The following is a 16,819-nucleotide window of genomic DNA, read 5'->3' as shown; positions in this document are numbered from 1 at the left end:
GCGCCGCGCGTCACCTCCGTGCAGTGCCCCCGTCCGAAATGCCCTCCGTCATCGCCGACCCCTCCCTCCTGCGCGTCCTGATCGTGCTCGCCATCACCCAGCTGATCGCCTGGGGCACGCTCAGCCTGCCGGCGGTGATCGGCCGGGCCATGGCGGCGGATCTGGAGATGGAGCTGACGGCGATCTTCGCCAGCACGACGGTGCTGTACATGTCGATGGGGCTGTGCTCGCCGCTGCTGGCGCGACCGTTCGTCAAGCATGGCGGGCGGCGGGTGATGATCGCGGGCACTCTGCTGGCGGCGCCGGGCTACGCGCTGCTGTCTGCGGCGCAGGGGCCGCTCTCTTATTATGCCGCCTGGCTGCTGCTCGGCGTGGCCGGCAGCGCCACCCTCTCGACCGCCTCCTACATCGTGCTCAACGAGATCGCGGGCCTGCGCGCGCGCAGCGCCATCGGCGCGCTGATGCTGGTCACGGGCCTGTCGAGCAGCATCTTCTGGCCGGTCACCTCGGCCCTCTCCGCGCATATCGGCTGGCGCAGCACCTGTCTCGTCTATGCCGGCCTGCTGCTGCTGGTCTCGCTGCCGCTGTTCGTGTTCCTGCTGCCGCGGCGCGTCCATGATCATCTGCCGCCGTCGTCGGATCCGCCGGCGTCGGCTCCCGCATCGACGCCGTCGCGCGGCACGTTCTATCTGCTGGTCGGCGCCTCCGGCCTCAACGCCTTCGTCGCGTTCGGGATGGGGGCCGTGCTGATCGAGCTCCTGAAGGCCAAAGGCCTGTCGGCGGCCGAGGCGGTCGGTTTCGGCTCGATGCTGGGGGTGATCCAGATCAGCGCCCGCGCCATCGATTTTCTCGGCGGCGGCCGCTGGGACGGCATCACCACCGCGATCGTCGCCGGACTGGCGCTGCCGGTGGCGATGCTGCTGCTGATGCTGAGCGACGGCTCGCACGCCGCGATCGGCGGCTTCATCCTGATCTACGGCCTTGGCAGTGGCGCGCTCGCCGTGGCGCGAGCCACGATGCCGCTGGTGTTCTACGACAAGGCGGCGTTCGCCAAGGCGTCCGCCCAGATCGGACTGCCGCTCAACCTGCTGTCGGCGGTGTCGGCGCCCATCCTCGTCGAGCTCTTGACCCGCTACGGCAGCAAAGCGCCGCTGGCGCTGAGCCTGGCCTGCTCGTGCGCGGCGGTGGTCATCCTGCTGCTGCTGCGGCGGCGCCGTCCGGGCCGAGCGATGGCTGGCGGGTAGTTCCCGCATTCAGTTCTTGGTAGTTTAGTCTGAGGGATCGAGACAAGCTTTAGCGTAACGGCTCTCACCATTGCTTTTGATGGTGCTCGTAAATTCTCGATTGCGAGAAGGTCGTTATTCCCGTATTAATCGAGCTCCATTTTTTAATCGGGGCTGATTGTGAAGTTCGGTATCAAGAATGTTCGCCGTCTGCGCGATGTTCCCCCAATCGATTTGAAGCCCATAACTCTATTGGTTGGCAGGAATAGTAGCGGAAAGAGCTCCTTTCTCCGTCTATTCCCTTTGCTGCGACAATCTCTGATGACAAGAACAAGTTCGCCGATACTTTGGTACGGCGATCTTGTCGATTTCGGTACCTACTCGACCGCTGTCTCCAATAATTCGAAGTCCAATGAAGTGTCTTTTTCGTTTGAGCTTGATAGCGTAAAAATTGATTCAGAGTTCTTTTGGACTGAGGATGGTCATTATGAGTCGTCCGAGCGGGAGCACTTAGGCGTCTCATTTGAAATAGTTATTGGGCCTAATCCGATTGAGCATACAATTTCACGTCCACCTGAGGCAGAGAGGACCGCTGTCAGGCGACTTATTCTTAGGAGCGTCGTTCCGGAGATTAGCTTTGAGATGTCTATCGATTCTCGTCAAAGAATCACGGAACTCAGTATCGATGGGTTCGATGTGATCGAGCATTTTCCGGGCCTTTCGTTGCAAATTGCTCAAGGAACAATCTTGCCCGAGCTTCTGTTTGTAACGAAAGAAGAAGAGTCTCGTACTTTTGCTCGTAGACGGAAGGGTGATGGCACAATTAGTCGTGCGTTGCTGGAGTTGATACTTCCTAGAATGGGAGTTGCAGACGAATCTGAACTCTCCGATCAAATCCTAAGCTTGTTGGCGAGCAGGTCTCTGACAAAGGAAGAGATTCGATCGGCTGTCGCGTCGCAGAGTAAAAGTTGGAAAAACTTCGTTTATGCGATGATTTCTAATGAGGCAGACAGTATTTTCTATAAAAAGATGCGAAGCCTTATCGGTGTGGCCGTTTTGTCCGACTTGCTCAGTCGCGTTGATCAGCAGCTAAGAAATATTCTCGCAGGTGTCCTGTATATCGGGCCGGCCCGCGCTCGAAGCGAGAGATATTATCGATATCAGGATCTTTCTGTTTCCGAGATCGATCCAGATGGGAAGAACTTCCCGATGTTCCTAAACTCTCTTTCGTACTATCAAGTACAAAGGTTGTCCGATTGGATCAGGGGCCTATTTGGTTATGGGATCTCCATTAGGAGAGAAGGCGGTCATATAAGCATTGATCTTATGTCTGATGGGCATAGATCAAACATCGTTGATACCGGATACGGTGTTTCGCAAATTCTGCCTGTGCTCGGGCAGATCTGGTGGGCGCGATCGCGGCCGCCGTTGCCCGCATCGCGCCAGCGACAGGTCTCCTTGTTGGCTATTGAGCAGCCAGAATTGCATTTGCATCCTGCTCATCAAGCTCTCTTGGCTGATGCTCTTGTCGGTGAAATTCAGTCGTCCCCTGATGGACGCCCGCCGGACTCAAGAATACGTTTTGTGGTAGAAACTCACAGCGAAACACTCGTGAATCGTCTGGGGGAGTTGATTGGAAATGGTAAGATCAGCCATTCTGATGTACAAATTGTGTTGTTCGAAGCTGATGGCTCCTCAGAGCATGTCACTACTGTGCGGACGTCCTCCTTTAACGAGGATGGAGAACTAGTTAACTGGCCGTACGGATTCTTTCAGCCATCGATGCTGTAAATGTTATTCTATCTCAATTGCGATCTGCCGAGTCTCGAAAGTTGCGATCAATCTGCTCGCGACGAAGCCTTGCGCGCAATGCTGAAAGCTTATCGGCTTGGTGATCACGCTATAGTAATCCCACGCAAGATCTGTAAATTTTTGATTGATAGTGCTGACCTATCTAATGCGGAAAGAGCGATTTTGGAGCGTATTGGACTAGAGTTTACTCAGAGAGCTGATCTTCCAAGGCGCGCGAGCAGGTTCGTTCTTGTCTCGCCTGCTAAGCAGGTAGGGCAAAATCAGAGAGAAATATCTGTTACATTCGACGAGCTAATTCAATCCCGCGTCCTGGATAGGTCTGTGCTTTTGGTTGAAAATGTTCGTCGCGACGGACTATTGTACAGCGAGCTGATGAGAGGGCATTTCGATTTGCATGGCTGTCCTCAGCCGGCGTGTGAATCAATGCATGGGGGAGGTGCAGATCTGAAGGCAGTTTTTGTCGAGCAGATTAAAAACCGGCGGATCGTGTGCGGTATTGTTGATACAGATCAACATTCGCCGCTATCTAATTCGTGCTCCAAGCGCGACTCGATGGTTCGAATTGCAGGTGCAATGGATTGGCCTCTTGCTTTCGCTCTTTCTCCTCCTTGTCGAGAGGCGGAGAACTGCCTGCCAATGCAAGTCGTAATGGGTCTTCAGAGTGGACAGCTAAACTCAAGCAACAAGCATTTTATTGAGATTTTCGACGCAGAGCGCTCTCTGGGTCAGGAAGGCGTAACCTCTTTTTGGCTTTTCGTTGATTTGAAGGCAGGGATCTCGGAGGAGATCCTGTCTAACATCCCGAATGGCTATGACAGAGACTGGCTGGAAACGAAACTAAGGCTTATCGGCTTCGATATCGGCCAGCTATCAATTCAAGGATACGGAGACAAAATTTTCGATCAGATCGCATCCAACGGCAGGCATCTTTCAGACCTTAGAACTCATACAAGGAAGAGCGACTGGCGAGCCATATTTGCCGACTTTATGGAGCAGTTACTTTGGATATTTGCAGGTGGACGTAGGATCGCGACCTGAGTTCCTGCTGGTCGGCGCCTCCGGCCTCAACGCCTTCGTCGCGTTCGGGATGGGGGCCGTGCTGATCGAGTTCCTGAAAGCCGAAGGCCTGTCGGCGGCCGAGGCGGTCGGCTTCGGCTCGATGCTGGGCGTGATCCAGATCAGCGCCCGCGCCATCGATTTTCTCGGCGGCGGCCGCTGGGACGGCATCAGCACGGCGATCGTCGCCGGGCTGGCGCTGCCGGTGGCGATGCTGCTGCTGATGCTGAGCGACGGCTCGCACGCCGCGATCGGCGGCTTCATCCTGATCTACGGCCTTGGCAGTGGCGCGCTCGCCGTGGCGCGAGCCACGATGCCGCTGGTGTTCTACGACAAGGCGGCGTTCGCCAAGGCGTCCGCCCAGATCGGACTGCCGCTCAACCTGCTGTCGGCGGTGTCGGCGCCCATCCTCGTCGAGCTCCTGACCCGCTACGGCAGCAACGCGCCGCTGGCGCTGAGCCTGGCCTGCTCGTGCGCGGCCGTGGTCATCCTGCTGCTGCTGCGGCAGCGCCGTCCGGCGCGCGCGCCGGTCTCGTCCTAAGGCGTTCGACCGAGTCGCCCGTCGGGCCGGTCATGGGCTCGCGGGAGCGCCGGGCCGCGGGGACAGGCCGCATCCGTCCTGCGCAAAAACAAGAAGTTCGTTCGTTGCCTCAACGGCATCGCCGCAGCCACGCCCGCCTGCGCAAATTTTGAGCTTTCGTTTTATCGGAATTCGTGGTTCTCTATCACCGTCCCGCCTCATCGACGAGGGGCGCTGCGCATCGTCAGGAGCGTTGGGGTGGGATGTGATGGACGGGCAGGCGCCGACTGACGAGCGGCGCCGGCACGGACGGTCAAGTCGCATGGTCCTGGCATCCCGACGCTGATGCCTGCGTGGCGTGCCATTGGCGCGTTGTCGCAAACGGGGGCAAGAACGCCGGTCCCCGGGGAGAGTGCGAAGCAGCCGTAACACCATTGCGCAGGGAAGGCCGGGCAAACCCGGCTGAACCTGTGGTTCCTGCCCCGTGCATTCCTTTCCGCACGGGGGCCGCAGGAATCAGCCGATGCCTGGTCTTCCCTGCGCCCTCGATGAGGTGAGGGCTGAGCTGCACAAAGCTCGGGCGCCTGACGCGTCGCGACGACGAAACTCCGTGGGAACTCGACACCTAACCCACTGGAACTTCGCAGGGAACCACGCCGTCCCCTTGGATGATACCTCGATTATCGCATGTTATTCGAACGATCGCCACCCCAGCTCGGGTTGGTTGTTCTCAGGCTTGAGTTCGCGTGAGTGGACATGATCTGTCCAAAAACTAATTAGTTCGCCAGTGTTCGGACGGCACGGATAGCAAACCATTAATGTACGGTTGGTATCGTGCATACAGTCCACGCAACGAGAACCAGAAAATGCGACACCTGACTGTCTATCAGCGTCTCGCGGCGATCATCGCCGTGATGTCGATCGCACTGTTCGCCGTCTCCGCCATGCAGATCCTGATGCTGCGCGGAACCGTTCTCGAGGAGCGGCAGACCATGGTCCGCAACCTCGTCGAGTCCGCCGTCAAGGTGCTGAGCTATTATGACGCCGCGGCAACCGCCGGCAAGATGGCGCCGGAGCAGGCGCGGCAGCAGGCCTACGCCGCGATCGGCGCAATGCGCTGGGGCCAGTACAACGACTATCTCGGCGTCTACGGAACCGGATCGTCGGATGCGGGCGTGACCTATGTCCACGCCAACCCGAAATACATCAACGTCAACCGCTGGGACTTCAAGGATTCCACCGGCAAGCTCCTGATCCAGGACATCGTGCGCATGGCGCGCGCCGGCGGCGGCTTCGTCGAGTACAAGGTGCCGCGCGCGGGGGGGACGACCGAGCTGCCGAAGATGTCCTACGTCGGCGCCTATGGCAGCGGCGACAAGATGCTGGCGATCCAGGCCGGCGTGTATGTCGACGACGTCGATGCGGTCGTCTATCAGCGCGCGCTGTGGGCCGGCTTCGGCGCGCTCGCAGGTCTGCTGGTGGCCGCGGTCGTCGCCTTCTGGCTCGGACGCAGCGTCGTCGTTCCGCTCGACCGTACCTGCGCCGTGATGGACGAGCTGACCAAGGGCAATCTGGGCCTCGAGGTGCCGTTCACGGATCGCAGGAACGAGATCGGCCGCATGGCGCGCAGCCTGCAGATCTTCAAGGACCATCTCGCCGAGAGCGAGCGTCTCCGGGCCGAGCAGGAGCAGTCCAAGCAGCAGGCCGCCGAGGAGCGCCGCACGGTGCTGGTGCGGATCGCCGACGAGTTCGAGCGCTCGATCGGCGGCGTGATCCAGACCACCGCGACCGCCGCCGGCGAGCTGCAGACCTCGGCGCAATCGATGTCGAGCATCGTCGCCGGCACGACCGACCAGAGCGCGAAGGTGGCCGCGGCCGCCGAGCAGACCGCCAAGAACGTGCAGACGGTGTCGGCCTCCGCCGAGCAGCTGTCGTCATCGATCCAGGAGATCGCCAAGCAGGTCACGCAGTCGTCCTCGATCGCTCAGAACGCGGTCGGGCAGGCGACGCGGACGGAGGCGATGGTCGACCGGCTGGTCCACGCGTCGCAGAAGATCGGCGAGGTCATGGCGCTGATCCAGACCATCGCCGGCCAGACCAACCTGCTGGCGCTGAACGCCACCATCGAATCGGCGCGTGCCGGCGAGGCCGGCAAGGGCTTCGCGGTGGTCGCCAACGAGGTCAAGGCGCTGTCGGCGCAGACCGCCAAGGCAACCGAGGAGATCACCAGCCAGATCGAAGCCATCCGCGACGCCACCGGCTCCACCGTCAACGCCATCCGCGAGATCGGCGCGACCATCGGCCAGATGAACGAGATCACCGACGCGATCGCAGCCGCGGTCGAGGAGCAGGGTGCCGCGACCAAGGAAATTGCCCGCAGCGTCCAGCAGGCGGCGCAGGGCACCCAGGGGGTCATGCAGCACATCGTCGGCGTGCGCGAGGCGTCCGGCCAGGTCGGCGCCGCGGCGGCGCAGGTGCTGAGCGCGGCCTCCCAGCTTGGCAGCCAGTCGGATCAGCTCAAGACCCAGACCGGGCGATTCCTCGGCAACGTCCGCGCGGCGTGACGTCGGCGGCGGATGGTGACAGTTCACCCTCCGCCGATCGCCACGACACGGTCGAGCAGCGCGGCCTGGGCTGGATTGATCCGGACCCTCGCCTCGGCGAGATCGAACCAGGCGGCGCGGTCCACCTCGGGAAAGCGCCTGACGTGGCCGCTACGCGGCGGCCATTCGAGCTCGAACGCGTTGCTGGTGATGCTGTCGGCATCGAGATCGATTTCGGCGGCGAATGCCTCGACCACCTTGCCGCCGCGCTGCTTGATCTCGCCGAGCGGCACGAGCGGCGCCGTCAGCGTCGTGCCGAGCTCCTCGGCGAATTCGCGCCGCGCCACCGCCTCGGCCGCCTCGCCGGCACCGAACTCGCCCTTCGGGATCGACCAGGCGCCGAGATCCTTGTTGCGCCAGAACGGGCCGCCGGGATGCACCAGCAGCACCTCGAGTCCATCGGCGGTGCGGCGAAAGGCGAGCACGCCCGCGCTGCGCGCCGGCATGCCGCTACGCCTCGCCGGTGCGCTGGATGAGGTCACGCTCCCAGCCGAACACCGAACGGCCGTCGAGCTCTGGCGAGGCGGCGCGCTCGGTCGCGATGTAGGCATCGAGCGAGGGGCCGGTCGCGCTGCGCTCCAGCCGGCGGGCCTGGTCGTCGAGCCGCTTCAGCGCCGACAGCGCCTCGTCGCGGCCGAGCTTGGCGTTGCCGACGGCCGATTTGAGCACGCGGATGGTCTCGTCATAGACCTTGATCGGCACCGGATAGGGATGCCGGTCCTTGCCGCCATGCGCCAGCGAGAACCGCGCCGGGTCGCCGAATCGATACGGCGCGCCATGCACGACCTCGGCGACCATGGCGAGCGAGCGCACGGTGCGGGCGCCAACGCCCGGCGTCAGCAGCAGGTCGGGGAAGTCGACCGGGCCGCGCTCGGCGGCAGCCGCCAGCGTGCCATGCAGCCGGCGGGCGAATACGTCCTTCGGCCTGACGTCGTGATGCGACGGCATGACGAGATGCGGCAGCAGGCCCTGCGCCGGCTCTGGCGTGCTCAGCCGCGCGAACTCGGCGACGACGCGGTCGGGGCCGAGCTCGGTGAGCAGCTCGAGCTGGGCGTCGCGCGACGGCGCGGCGCGCTTGTCGGTGAGGTTGACGATCTCGCCCTGGACGGGACCGTCGATGGCGCTGTGCGGAGCGTCGACGAAGCTCGCGAGCTGTTGCGAATGCCAGTGATAGCGCCGGGCCTGGCGGGCGTCGCCATTCATGCCCTGCTGCACCACGGTCCATTTGCCGTCGGCGGTGACGAAGAAGCCGTGCAGATAGAGGTCGAAGCCGTCCTGCACCGCGGCGCTGTCGACCTTGGCGACGAGCTTGCTGGTCCGCACCAGCTCCTCGCCGTCGAGGCCGAGCCGGTCGCCGAGCAGGCGCAGCTCGTCGGGCGTCTTGCGCGAATGCTCGCCGCGGCCGCCGCAGACGTAGATGCCGAGCTCGCCGGACAGCGGCTTCAGCCCGCGCTTCAGCGCGCCGATCACGCTCGTGGTGATGCCGGAGGAATGCCAGTCCATGCCCATGACGGCGCCGAACGACTGGAACCAGAACGGATGCGACATCCGCGCCAGGAATTCGTCGCGGCCGTAATGATGCACGATCGCCTGGGTGATGATGGCGCCGAGCGAGGCCATGCGCGTGCCGAGCCAGGCCGGCACGCGTCCGGAATGGAGCGGAAGATCGGCGCTGCCGGTGCGTCGGGCCATCGGAACCTTGCAAGCGAAGTGTGCCGTGCCAATCTAACAGATAGCGCGCCATTGCGCGATCGCCCCGATGAAAGGCGGGCCTTGGCGCTATCCGGTTTGCCCGAGATGACCGATCCAGTTGCTGAACAGCGTCTGGGCGGCGCTTTCTGCGGCGAGATCGGGCCGCAGCGTCAATCCCGGGAGCTCGGCCGCCAGCGTCGGGTCGCGCCTTTCCTTGGCCCGCCACTCGAACGCGTTGAGCACCGCCTCGCTCTCGGCGCTGAAATAGGATTTCGGCAGCCGTGGGTAGTCGTCGCGCTGCCCGGCGAGAAAGCGCGCGATGTCGCGCATGTATTCGCGCTGCAGGGAGAGCGCGTCATACTCGGGATGGCCTTGAAAGAACACGAACCGGCTCGGCGTCGAGCGCGCGAAAATGTCGACGCCGACTTCGTCCGAGCGGGTCAGGATGTCGTAGCCGCGCTCCGCCAGCAGCGGCTCGTTGACGGCGTTGAGGCGCGAGTGCGGCACCTGAAGCGGCAAATGGATGCCGTGCGTGAGCCAGTCGTCCTGGACCTTCACGCAGTCGAAGATGCCGGAGCATTTGCTCGCCAGCCGCTGCCGCTCGATGTCGTCGAGATGCAGCACGGCCGCGTGGGCCGCGAGACACGACCAGATGGTCGAGCGCGTGTTGGTTCTGGCCCAGTCGATCACGGAGGTGAGGTCCGACCAATAGGGCTCGTCGCGCAAGGCCGCGGCGACAGGCTCGGCGCCGGTCACGATCAGGCCGTCGATGCCGAGCCGATCGAGCGACCCGATGTCGGCGTAGGACTGGGCGACGTGGCTCCTGGCCGCCTGCGAGCGAGAGATGGAGGGCAGCGAGAAGCAGTGCAGGCGGATGCGGACGTGCCGCGGCGCGCACTGCCGCAGCAGGCGGCCGATCTGGAGATCAGTCGCCTTCAGGGCGCTGTCCGGCATGTTGTTGACGAGGCCGATCGAAAGCTCGATCGGGCGTCGGCCGCGGTCGTCGAATTCAGCGGGCGCGAGGGCAGGGCTCGCGATCCTGCGATGTCGGTCGAACAGCAGGGTCATCGGCTGATCGCTCTACTCCGCCGCATCCAGCTGACGCGTGCGAGGGCAGGCCTGGGCGAGCGCCTGGTCGAGATCCTCGATGATGTCGCTGACATGCTCGATGCCGATCGACAGCCGGATCGTCTCCGGGAGGACGCCCGCCTTGCGCTGGTCGTCCGGCGGCATCTGCCGATGCGTGGTCGATGCGGGATGGCAGGCCAGCGACTTCGCATCGCCGATATTGACCAGCCGTGTGACCAGCTTCAGGGCGTCATAGAACGCCTTGCCCGCCTCCATGCCGCCCTTGATCCCGAATGTGAACAGCGACGACGCCCGGCCGTCGAGATATTTCTGGACCAGGGGATAATAGCGGCTGTCGGCGAAACCGGCGTAGTTGACCCACGCGACGCGCGGATCGTTGCGCAGGAATTCGGCGACCTTGCGCGCATTCTCGACGTGGCGCTCCATGCGCAGGGCGACCGTTTCGATGCCCTGCAGCAGCAGGAAGGCATTGAACGGCGACAGCACCGCGCCCATGGTCCGCTGATAGACGCTGCGCGCGCGCTGGATATAGGCGCTGCGGCCGAAATGATCGGTGTAGACCATCCCGTGATAGGACGCGTCGGGCTGGGTGAAGGCGGGAAAGCGGTCGGCGTGATCCTTCCAGGGGAAGTTGCCGCTGTCGACCAGCATGCCGCCCAGCGTCGTGCCGTGACCGCCGAGAAACTTGGTCAGCGAATGCACCGCGATGTCGGCGCCGTAATCGAACGGCCGCAGCAGGATCGGTGTTGCGACGGTGTTGTCGACGATCAGCGGGACGCCGTTGCGATGCGCGACCTTCGCCAGCGCCTCGATGTCGCAGACATTGCCGGCGGGATTGCCGATCGTCTCGGCGAAGACGGCCTTGGTGTTTTCGTCGATGAGACGCTCGATGGCGTCGGACGCATCGCTTTCGGCAAAGCGTCCGGTGATGCCCTGGCGCGGCAGGATGTGACCGAGCAGCGTGTGCGTGGTGCCGTAGAGCTGCGGCACCGAGACGATATTGCCGCCGCCATCGGCAAGATTGACGAATGCGAAGTGAAGCGCCGCCTGCCCGGTGCCGACGGCGAGCGCGCCAACGCCGCCCTCGAGCTCGGTGACGCGCTTCTCGAGCACCGCCGTGGTCGGGTTCGAGATCCGGCTGTAGCGATAGCCCTCGGCTTCGAGATTGAACAGCGCGGCGCCGTGATCGGCGCTGTCGAAGGCGTAGGCGGCGGTCTGATAGATCGGAACCGCGACGGCCTTGGTGGTCGCCTCCGGCTCATAGCCGGCGTGGATTGCAATCGTCTCGTTGCGCATCGGCGATCTCCCCGCTCGCTTCGATCAATGCGGCGAGCTGCTCGTATTCCGCGAGTGGTGTCGTTGTAGGAGCGCAGGCGTAAAGCGGGCAATAATTCGCGACAAGAACGACGAAATAACCCTAACGATATGTGGCCGAAGAGCTTCGAATTAGCGCGCAACAGGGACACGCAGGAGCGACCGGATCTGCTGCCCGACCAGATCCAGTGCGACCTTCGCCTGCGGCAGGATCGCACCGAGGGCGTGGAAATTGTGAACCATGCCGTCGTGACAGACATGCGCGACCGTGACGCCGGCCTCCGCGAGTCGTGCGGCATAGGCATTGCCCTCGTCGCGCATCGGATCGAACTCCGCGGTGTGGATCACGGCGGGGGGAAGCCCAGCCAGCGTCTCGCGGCACAAGGGCGATATCAGTGGATTGGCGACATCGACCTCGCCGGCCAGATAGTCGGCGAGGTCGGCCTGCCAGGTCGCCCTGTCGATCAGATAGCCGGTCCCGAACAACTCGCGCGACGGCCAGGGGTTGGAAAAATCAAGCACCGGGCAGATCAGGCATTGCAGCGCGATCCTGAGACCGGTGCTGCCGGCAGCCTGCTGACAAACCGCGGCGGCGAGCGTGGCGCCCGCGGAATCGCCGCCGATCACAATGCGATTGCCGTCGATGCCGAGCGCGGCCGCGTGATCGATGGCGAAGTGAACCGCAGCGATCGCATCCTCGATTGCTGCGGGGAACGTGTGCTCGGGAGCGAGACGGTAGTCGATCGAGAGCAGCCGGCAGCCGGCGGCGGCGGCAAGCGCGGCGGCGACCTTGTCGTGCGTGTCGATGCTGCCTGCCACGAGACCGCCGCCGTGAAAGTATACGAAGCCGGGCGGCATCCCGGTATCGTCCAGGCCTGCTGCAGGCGTATACAGGCGATAACGAAGCAGCCCGGAGGGACCGGAGAAATCGCCGTCCCGCGTGATGACGGCGCCGCAGTCGTTGCGCGCGAACTGCATCAGCTTCGCCAGCGACTGCCGGCGTTGCCGGGGACTCGGAGGCTCCCGGCTTTCCGTCACAACGGCCGCCACCATCGAAAGCAGGCGCTGGGCGCGAGGGTCGAGCGGCATGACAGCTCCAGTTAACCAAGGCATCGGGCATTGTGCCCATCAGCAGTGAATCGATCATGAGCGGCAGGTCGCGACCGGGAAATCCTTAAAATATTCACGCCAGAAGTGCAGATACGATCGATGCCGAACGGGAGCGCCGCCATGACCCACATCGTCAAGCCTGTCAGTTACTCGCAGACCTGGACCTTCTTCGACGGCGAATGGCGCGAGGGCAATGCACCGATCATGGGCGTCCGGACCCACGCGACGTGGCTCGCATCGACCGTGTTCGATGGTGCGCGCGCATTCGAAGGCGTGACGCCCGATCTCGATCGCCACTGCGCGCGGGTGAATCAGTCCGCGATCAATTTCCGGCTCAAGCCCGTGGTGGACGTCGAGACCTGGATGGGGCTGGCGCGGGAGGGCGTCGCGCGCTTCGCAGCAAGAGCCGAGCTCTACATCCGCCCGATGTACTGGGCGCAGCACGGCGCCGGCGGTGGTGTCCTGTTCGATCCCGAGACCACCAATTGGTGCCTGTGCATCTATGAGGCGCCGATGCCGCAGCCGACGGGCAACGCCATCACGCTGTCGCCGTTCCGGCGGCCGACGGCCGAATGCGCGCCGGTCGACGCCAAGGCGGCGTGCCTCTATCCGAACAATTCGCGCGCGCTGATCGAGGCGGCCTCGCGCGGCTTCAACAATTGCCTGATGCTGGATCTGCTCGGCAATGTCGCCGAGTTCGGCAATGCCAACGTGTTCATGGTCAAGGATGGCGTTGTCTTCACGCCGGTGCCGAACGGAACCTTCCTCAACGGGATCACGCGACAGCGCGTGATCGAATTGCTGCGAGGCGACGGCGTCAGTGTGGTCGAGACGACGCTTCGATATGACGATTTTCTGAACGCCGACGAGATATTCTCATCGGGCAACTTCGCCAAGGTCGCGCCGGTGATCCGCATCGACGAGCGGACGATGCCGATCGGTCCGGTGTTCAGCCGTGCGCGCAGGCTGTACTGGGACTATGCGCACCAGGCCAGGGCGGCGGCATAGGTCAGGACCCGTAGATCGGAAGCTCGGTGTCGCTGAGATCGCCGAGCCGCGCCGGCTGCGGCCCCTTGATGTACTTGCGGCCGCGGCGTTCGGTGTAGACGCCGTACAGCCCGGCGACCGGTCCGTTGGCGTCGACGATGACGGACACGCGGCCCCGCAGCAGCAGGAAACGGCCGACGGCGCCGGCGCAGGCGACATAGTCTGAGATGTCGCGGCAATAGATCAGCTGCATGGCGGGCAGTGCGAACCGTCCTTGCCGGATGCGCGCCTGCTGCAGCACCAGGGGAATGCTGCTCTGCTTCGACCTGACCACGATGCTGAGACAGCCATGGCCGGCGTGGCGGATCAGCAGATCCGCTTCGTCGGATGGAATGCCGTCTACAGCGTGCGCATCTGCCGCGACCTGTTGGACTCGAGCGCCCTGGCCCGCAGCCGAGAGTACCGGAATGGAAAACAACAGGCCGCGACAATAGGCACGAAACCCCTGAGCCTCGATGATCGGCCAGGTCCGGCGCGCGGCGCTGATGTTGACGTAGGTGACCTCGGGCCGCCGCTGGGCGATCGCGGTGAGCATCGTCGCGTAGTTGCGGAACGCCGGCTCGACATACCAGCTCGAGAGATTGCACCAGATCCGGGGCTGCGCTGGTGTGCCTCGATTGCTGTAGATCAGCAGCAGGACGCCGACCGCATTGCCGCCCTGCTCGAGCAGGTAGCCGTAGCGTGGATAGCCCTCGGGCGTCGGGCGCGCGGCCTGTCGCTGCAGGCCGCTCGACCAATAGCGGCAGGGGCGCCGGGGAAAGCCGCGCGCCAAGAGATCGGCGACCGCGTCCAGATCGGAGGCTCCGATCTCGCGGCACCGGATCGGTGGCTGGAGCGCGCTCATGAGATGGTCTGCCGATCCCTCGCCGGCGGCTTGGTGGCGTCAGCCGACGGTGCTTGCCTGGCGCTCGAATTGCAGCGCTTCCCGCACGCGCGACGGCCAGCGCGTCGGATCGATGCCGTGGGTGTGGAACAGCGCGACTGCCAGGCGGTCCATGCCGAAGGCCACGCAACCGGTGTGCGCCGGCGCACCGTCGGCATCGTCGATGCCCCAGGTGGTGCCGAAATGCTCGCGATGATAGTTGAAGCTCATGCAGGCGGTGGGCTGCTCCTCCGAGCGCAACGGCACCAGCAGCTCGAATTTCAGCGCCTGCTGCTTCTGGCTGACCGCCTTCATCTGGCCGACGCGGCCGAAGAACGGGTCGCTGGCATGATCGACGCGGAACGACAGGCCGAGATCGCGCGCAATCGCCTGTGCCTTTACCATCCAGCGGTCGCGGAATGCCGAGACGTCGTCGGGCGTGCCGATACAGACATATTCGCGCATCCGGAACGACTGCAGGCGGTCGAGATGACGCGACGGCTCGCGGCGGAAGCAATCGGCCGCGACGTCGAAGCGCAGGCCGCCGACCGGCAGCGCGCCGCGGCTCGCCGCGATCGGATAGACCGGATAGCAGGCCGCGGGCGACAGCACGAGGTCGGCTGGTGACAATGAGGTGGTCCAGTCGCCGCCCTTGTCGAACCGTGCCACGGCTTCATGGATGTCCCGCTCGGTGCCGTGCAGGCCGCAGACGCAGCCGAGCAGGTTGGGGAAACTCTTGAGATAGCCCGACTTTTCGAGCTGGGCGCGGCTCATGACGGGCGGAAAGCGCATGACCTCCGTGCCGGGCTCGCGATGCCGCGTGATGAGCGTCGCGAGCCGCTCCACCACGCCTTCATACAGCGCGGTCCGCGCATAGACGCCATCCGCGCCCATGCGATGGAACAGCGCGCCGGTCAGATGATCGAGCGCGTCGGCCGGCTGGGGTGCAATCTCGGGCGACTGCGGGAGAACGGGAATCGTCATTGTGCAAATCCTGGGTCGAGGCAATGGCTGCAATCGGCGCGATCATTCATGGAGCGAAGTCGGTACCGTGCTCATCAAGTTGGCCGTGGCAATGTTTGCGAGAATACGGTCGTTGTTGATCATGATCGGCGCCGACAGAACGTCGCGCAGGTGGCGGCCGATCGAGAACTCGCCGTCGTTGCGATAGCCCGAGAGACCGCAGGCGCGCATGGCATGCATCACGGTCTCGACGGCAAGTTCAGAGGCCTGCACCTTCAACAGCGTGATGGAGGATTGGAAGTCGAGCGAACCCAGCGCCCGCTCGTCATACTCATGGGCGACGAAGGCATCCATGTTGGTGACGATCATCGCGCGCAGCCGGGCCAGCGCCATCTTCGCCGCGGTGTAATGCGCAGCTGCCGGCGGCATCTGTCCGCCGGCGCCGCGTGCGGCCTTGCGCAGGAAGCGCTGAGCGCGCTCCACGGCAGCCGCAGCGATGCCGGCCCAGGCCGACGACCAGCACAGATGTGCGAACGGCGTCATCGTCTGGCCGTGGATGCGCTCATAGGGCTCGGTGAACATGCGGTCGGAGGGACAACTCACCTCGAGCGCGAATCCTGTTGAGCAGGTGCCGCGCATGCCCAGCGTTTCCCAGCCAAGGGTGCGCGAGATCGTGTAGTCTTCCCTGGTCAGCGCCAGCAGCACCTGATCGGAGGCGGCGGCGCCGTCGGCGCGCCGTGCAATCGTGACGAGGCCATCGGCTTCCGCGCCATAGGAGATGACCGTGGCGTCGCGCTTCAGCGAGATGCGGCCATTCTCGTGGCCGACGGCCGCAGCGCTTGCGCGGATGTTGCCGCCGTTCTGTCCCTCGGTGGTGGACGAGGCCATCAGCAGCTGCTCGGATGCGATACGGCGCATCAGGGATTCCATGTAGGCGCTGCCGCGGCCGTGACGCACCAGGCAGGCGACCTTGGTCTGGTGCATGGCGAAGATCATGGCGCTGGAGGCGCAGGCGCGGCCGAGCGCATAGCAGGCATCGGCAATGTCGTGAATCGAGGCACCGAAGCCACCGAACTCGACCGGAATCTGCATCCCGAGCAGCTTGTGCTCGCGTGACGCATCGATTGCGGCCTTGGGGAAGCGGCCGTCACGGTCGACCTCGTCGGCTTCCGCGGCGGCCCGCGCGGCAACAGCGGCGGTCCGCTGCAGGAACAGGTCGCTGCGATCGAGCAGGAGGCTCTCGCCGTCGTCGGGGATCGGGTTTCGAAGCGCGGTTCCCTGGAGAGTCATGACCGATCGATACTCCGGATTTTGTCTCGTTGAGAGATCGGCACGTGCGTCCTCGCAAGATCAGGACAGATGCACTGCGCCTTCTTTGGGCTGCACGCAGGGTATGGATTTGATTCAAATACGTCGACGAAATTCAGGGTAAACGCCGCGCCATCGACGGGTGGGGGTTAATTCCTGGTTGTTTTGGTCCGAGAATTCTAGACCAAGCCGTTAGCGTTAAGACGAGTTCAGACTTGGA

At 63.8% G+C, this 16,819-nt stretch carries 13 protein-coding genes and 2 pseudogenes; 7 read left to right on the top strand and 8 right to left on the bottom strand.

From position 1 onward, the window contains the following. The first annotated feature begins 38 nt into the window (after positions 1–38). The 6 genes and pseudogenes from QX094_RS10500 (at position 39) to QX094_RS10480 (ending at position 7,175) form a co-directional block, all read left to right on the top strand. Entirely contained in the window at positions 39–1,244 is a 1,206-nt protein-coding gene (locus tag QX094_RS10500) for an MFS transporter (protein WP_316187902.1), read from the top strand. A gap of 159 nt (positions 1,245–1,403) precedes the next feature. After that, a pseudogene (locus QX094_RS34540) lies at positions 1,404–1,613 on the top strand (AAA family ATPase); the annotation flags it as partial. Between the two features lie 252 nt (positions 1,614–1,865). Then, positions 1,866–3,014, top strand: coding sequence for an AAA family ATPase (locus tag QX094_RS10495; protein ID WP_316187901.1), 1,149 nt, complete (start codon positions 1,866–1,868; stop codon positions 3,012–3,014). Next, positions 3,015–4,073 (top strand): hypothetical protein, encoded by a 1,059-nt coding sequence (locus QX094_RS10490; RefSeq protein WP_316187900.1) that lies wholly within the window; start codon positions 3,015–3,017, stop codon positions 4,071–4,073. It begins immediately after the preceding gene. Position 4,074: 1 nt separating this feature from the next. Further along, positions 4,075–4,632, top strand: a pseudogene (locus tag QX094_RS10485) (MFS transporter); the annotation flags it as partial. An 845-nt stretch (positions 4,633–5,477) separates the two neighbouring features. Further along, positions 5,478–7,175: a methyl-accepting chemotaxis protein gene (locus QX094_RS10480; RefSeq protein ID WP_315827899.1), complete on the top strand. Its 1,698-nt coding sequence runs from the start codon at positions 5,478–5,480 to the stop codon at positions 7,173–7,175. A 23-nt stretch (positions 7,176–7,198) separates the two neighbouring features. Here QX094_RS10480 and QX094_RS10475 read toward each other — a convergent pair whose 3' ends face one another. From QX094_RS10475 to QX094_RS10455, 5 genes are all read right to left on the bottom strand, one after another. Then, positions 7,199–7,660 carry an NUDIX domain-containing protein gene (locus tag QX094_RS10475; protein ID WP_316169887.1) on the bottom strand — a complete coding sequence of 154 codons (462 nt, stop codon included), beginning with the start codon at positions 7,658–7,660 and terminating at the stop codon, positions 7,199–7,201. Positions 7,661–7,664: 4 nt separating this feature from the next. Continuing rightward, positions 7,665–8,906, bottom strand: coding sequence for a DUF763 domain-containing protein (locus QX094_RS10470; RefSeq protein ID WP_316187899.1), 1,242 nt, complete (start codon positions 8,904–8,906; stop codon positions 7,665–7,667). A gap of 87 nt (positions 8,907–8,993) precedes the next feature. Beyond that, positions 8,994–9,974, bottom strand: coding sequence for a homoserine O-succinyltransferase (locus QX094_RS10465; RefSeq protein WP_315717031.1), 981 nt, complete (start codon positions 9,972–9,974; stop codon positions 8,994–8,996). 12 nt (positions 9,975–9,986) lie between these two features. Beyond that, complete coding sequence (locus QX094_RS10460) at positions 9,987–11,291, bottom strand: O-acetylhomoserine aminocarboxypropyltransferase/cysteine synthase family protein (RefSeq protein WP_315717032.1); 1,305 nt, start codon at positions 11,289–11,291, stop codon at positions 9,987–9,989. Between the two features lie 150 nt (positions 11,292–11,441). Next, on the bottom strand, positions 11,442–12,398 hold the full coding sequence (locus QX094_RS10455) for an alpha/beta hydrolase (RefSeq protein WP_315717033.1): 957 nt from the start codon (positions 12,396–12,398) through the stop codon (positions 11,442–11,444). Positions 12,399–12,539: 141 nt separating this feature from the next. On the opposite strand from QX094_RS10455, the gene QX094_RS10450 reads away from it, so the two are divergent. Further along, the gene (locus tag QX094_RS10450; protein WP_315750810.1) at positions 12,540–13,427 is read left to right on the top strand and encodes a branched-chain amino acid aminotransferase; all 888 of its coding nucleotides are present in this window, start codon (positions 12,540–12,542) and stop codon (positions 13,425–13,427) included. Position 13,428: 1 nt separating this feature from the next. Here QX094_RS10450 and QX094_RS10445 read toward each other — a convergent pair whose 3' ends face one another. From QX094_RS10445 to QX094_RS10435, 3 genes are read right to left on the bottom strand one after another with little or no spacing between them, the layout of a single operon-like run. Then, positions 13,429–14,310 carry an acyl-CoA acyltransferase gene (locus QX094_RS10445; protein ID WP_315750812.1) on the bottom strand — a complete coding sequence of 294 codons (882 nt, stop codon included), beginning with the start codon at positions 14,308–14,310 and terminating at the stop codon, positions 13,429–13,431. 39 nt (positions 14,311–14,349) lie between these two features. Beyond that, positions 14,350–15,312 carry an amino acid--[acyl-carrier-protein] ligase gene (locus tag QX094_RS10440; RefSeq protein WP_315717036.1) on the bottom strand — a complete coding sequence of 321 codons (963 nt, stop codon included), beginning with the start codon at positions 15,310–15,312 and terminating at the stop codon, positions 14,350–14,352. A 42-nt stretch (positions 15,313–15,354) separates the two neighbouring features. Further along, positions 15,355–16,581, bottom strand: coding sequence for an acyl-CoA dehydrogenase family protein (locus tag QX094_RS10435; protein WP_316169881.1), 1,227 nt, complete (start codon positions 16,579–16,581; stop codon positions 15,355–15,357). Positions 16,582–16,819 lie beyond the last annotated feature (238 nt).

This window comes from Bradyrhizobium sp. SZCCHNS1050 (assembly GCF_032484785.1).
Taxonomy (GTDB): Bacteria; Pseudomonadota; Alphaproteobacteria; order Rhizobiales; family Xanthobacteraceae; genus Bradyrhizobium.
This window is presented reverse-complemented; position numbering and strand designations above follow the sequence as displayed.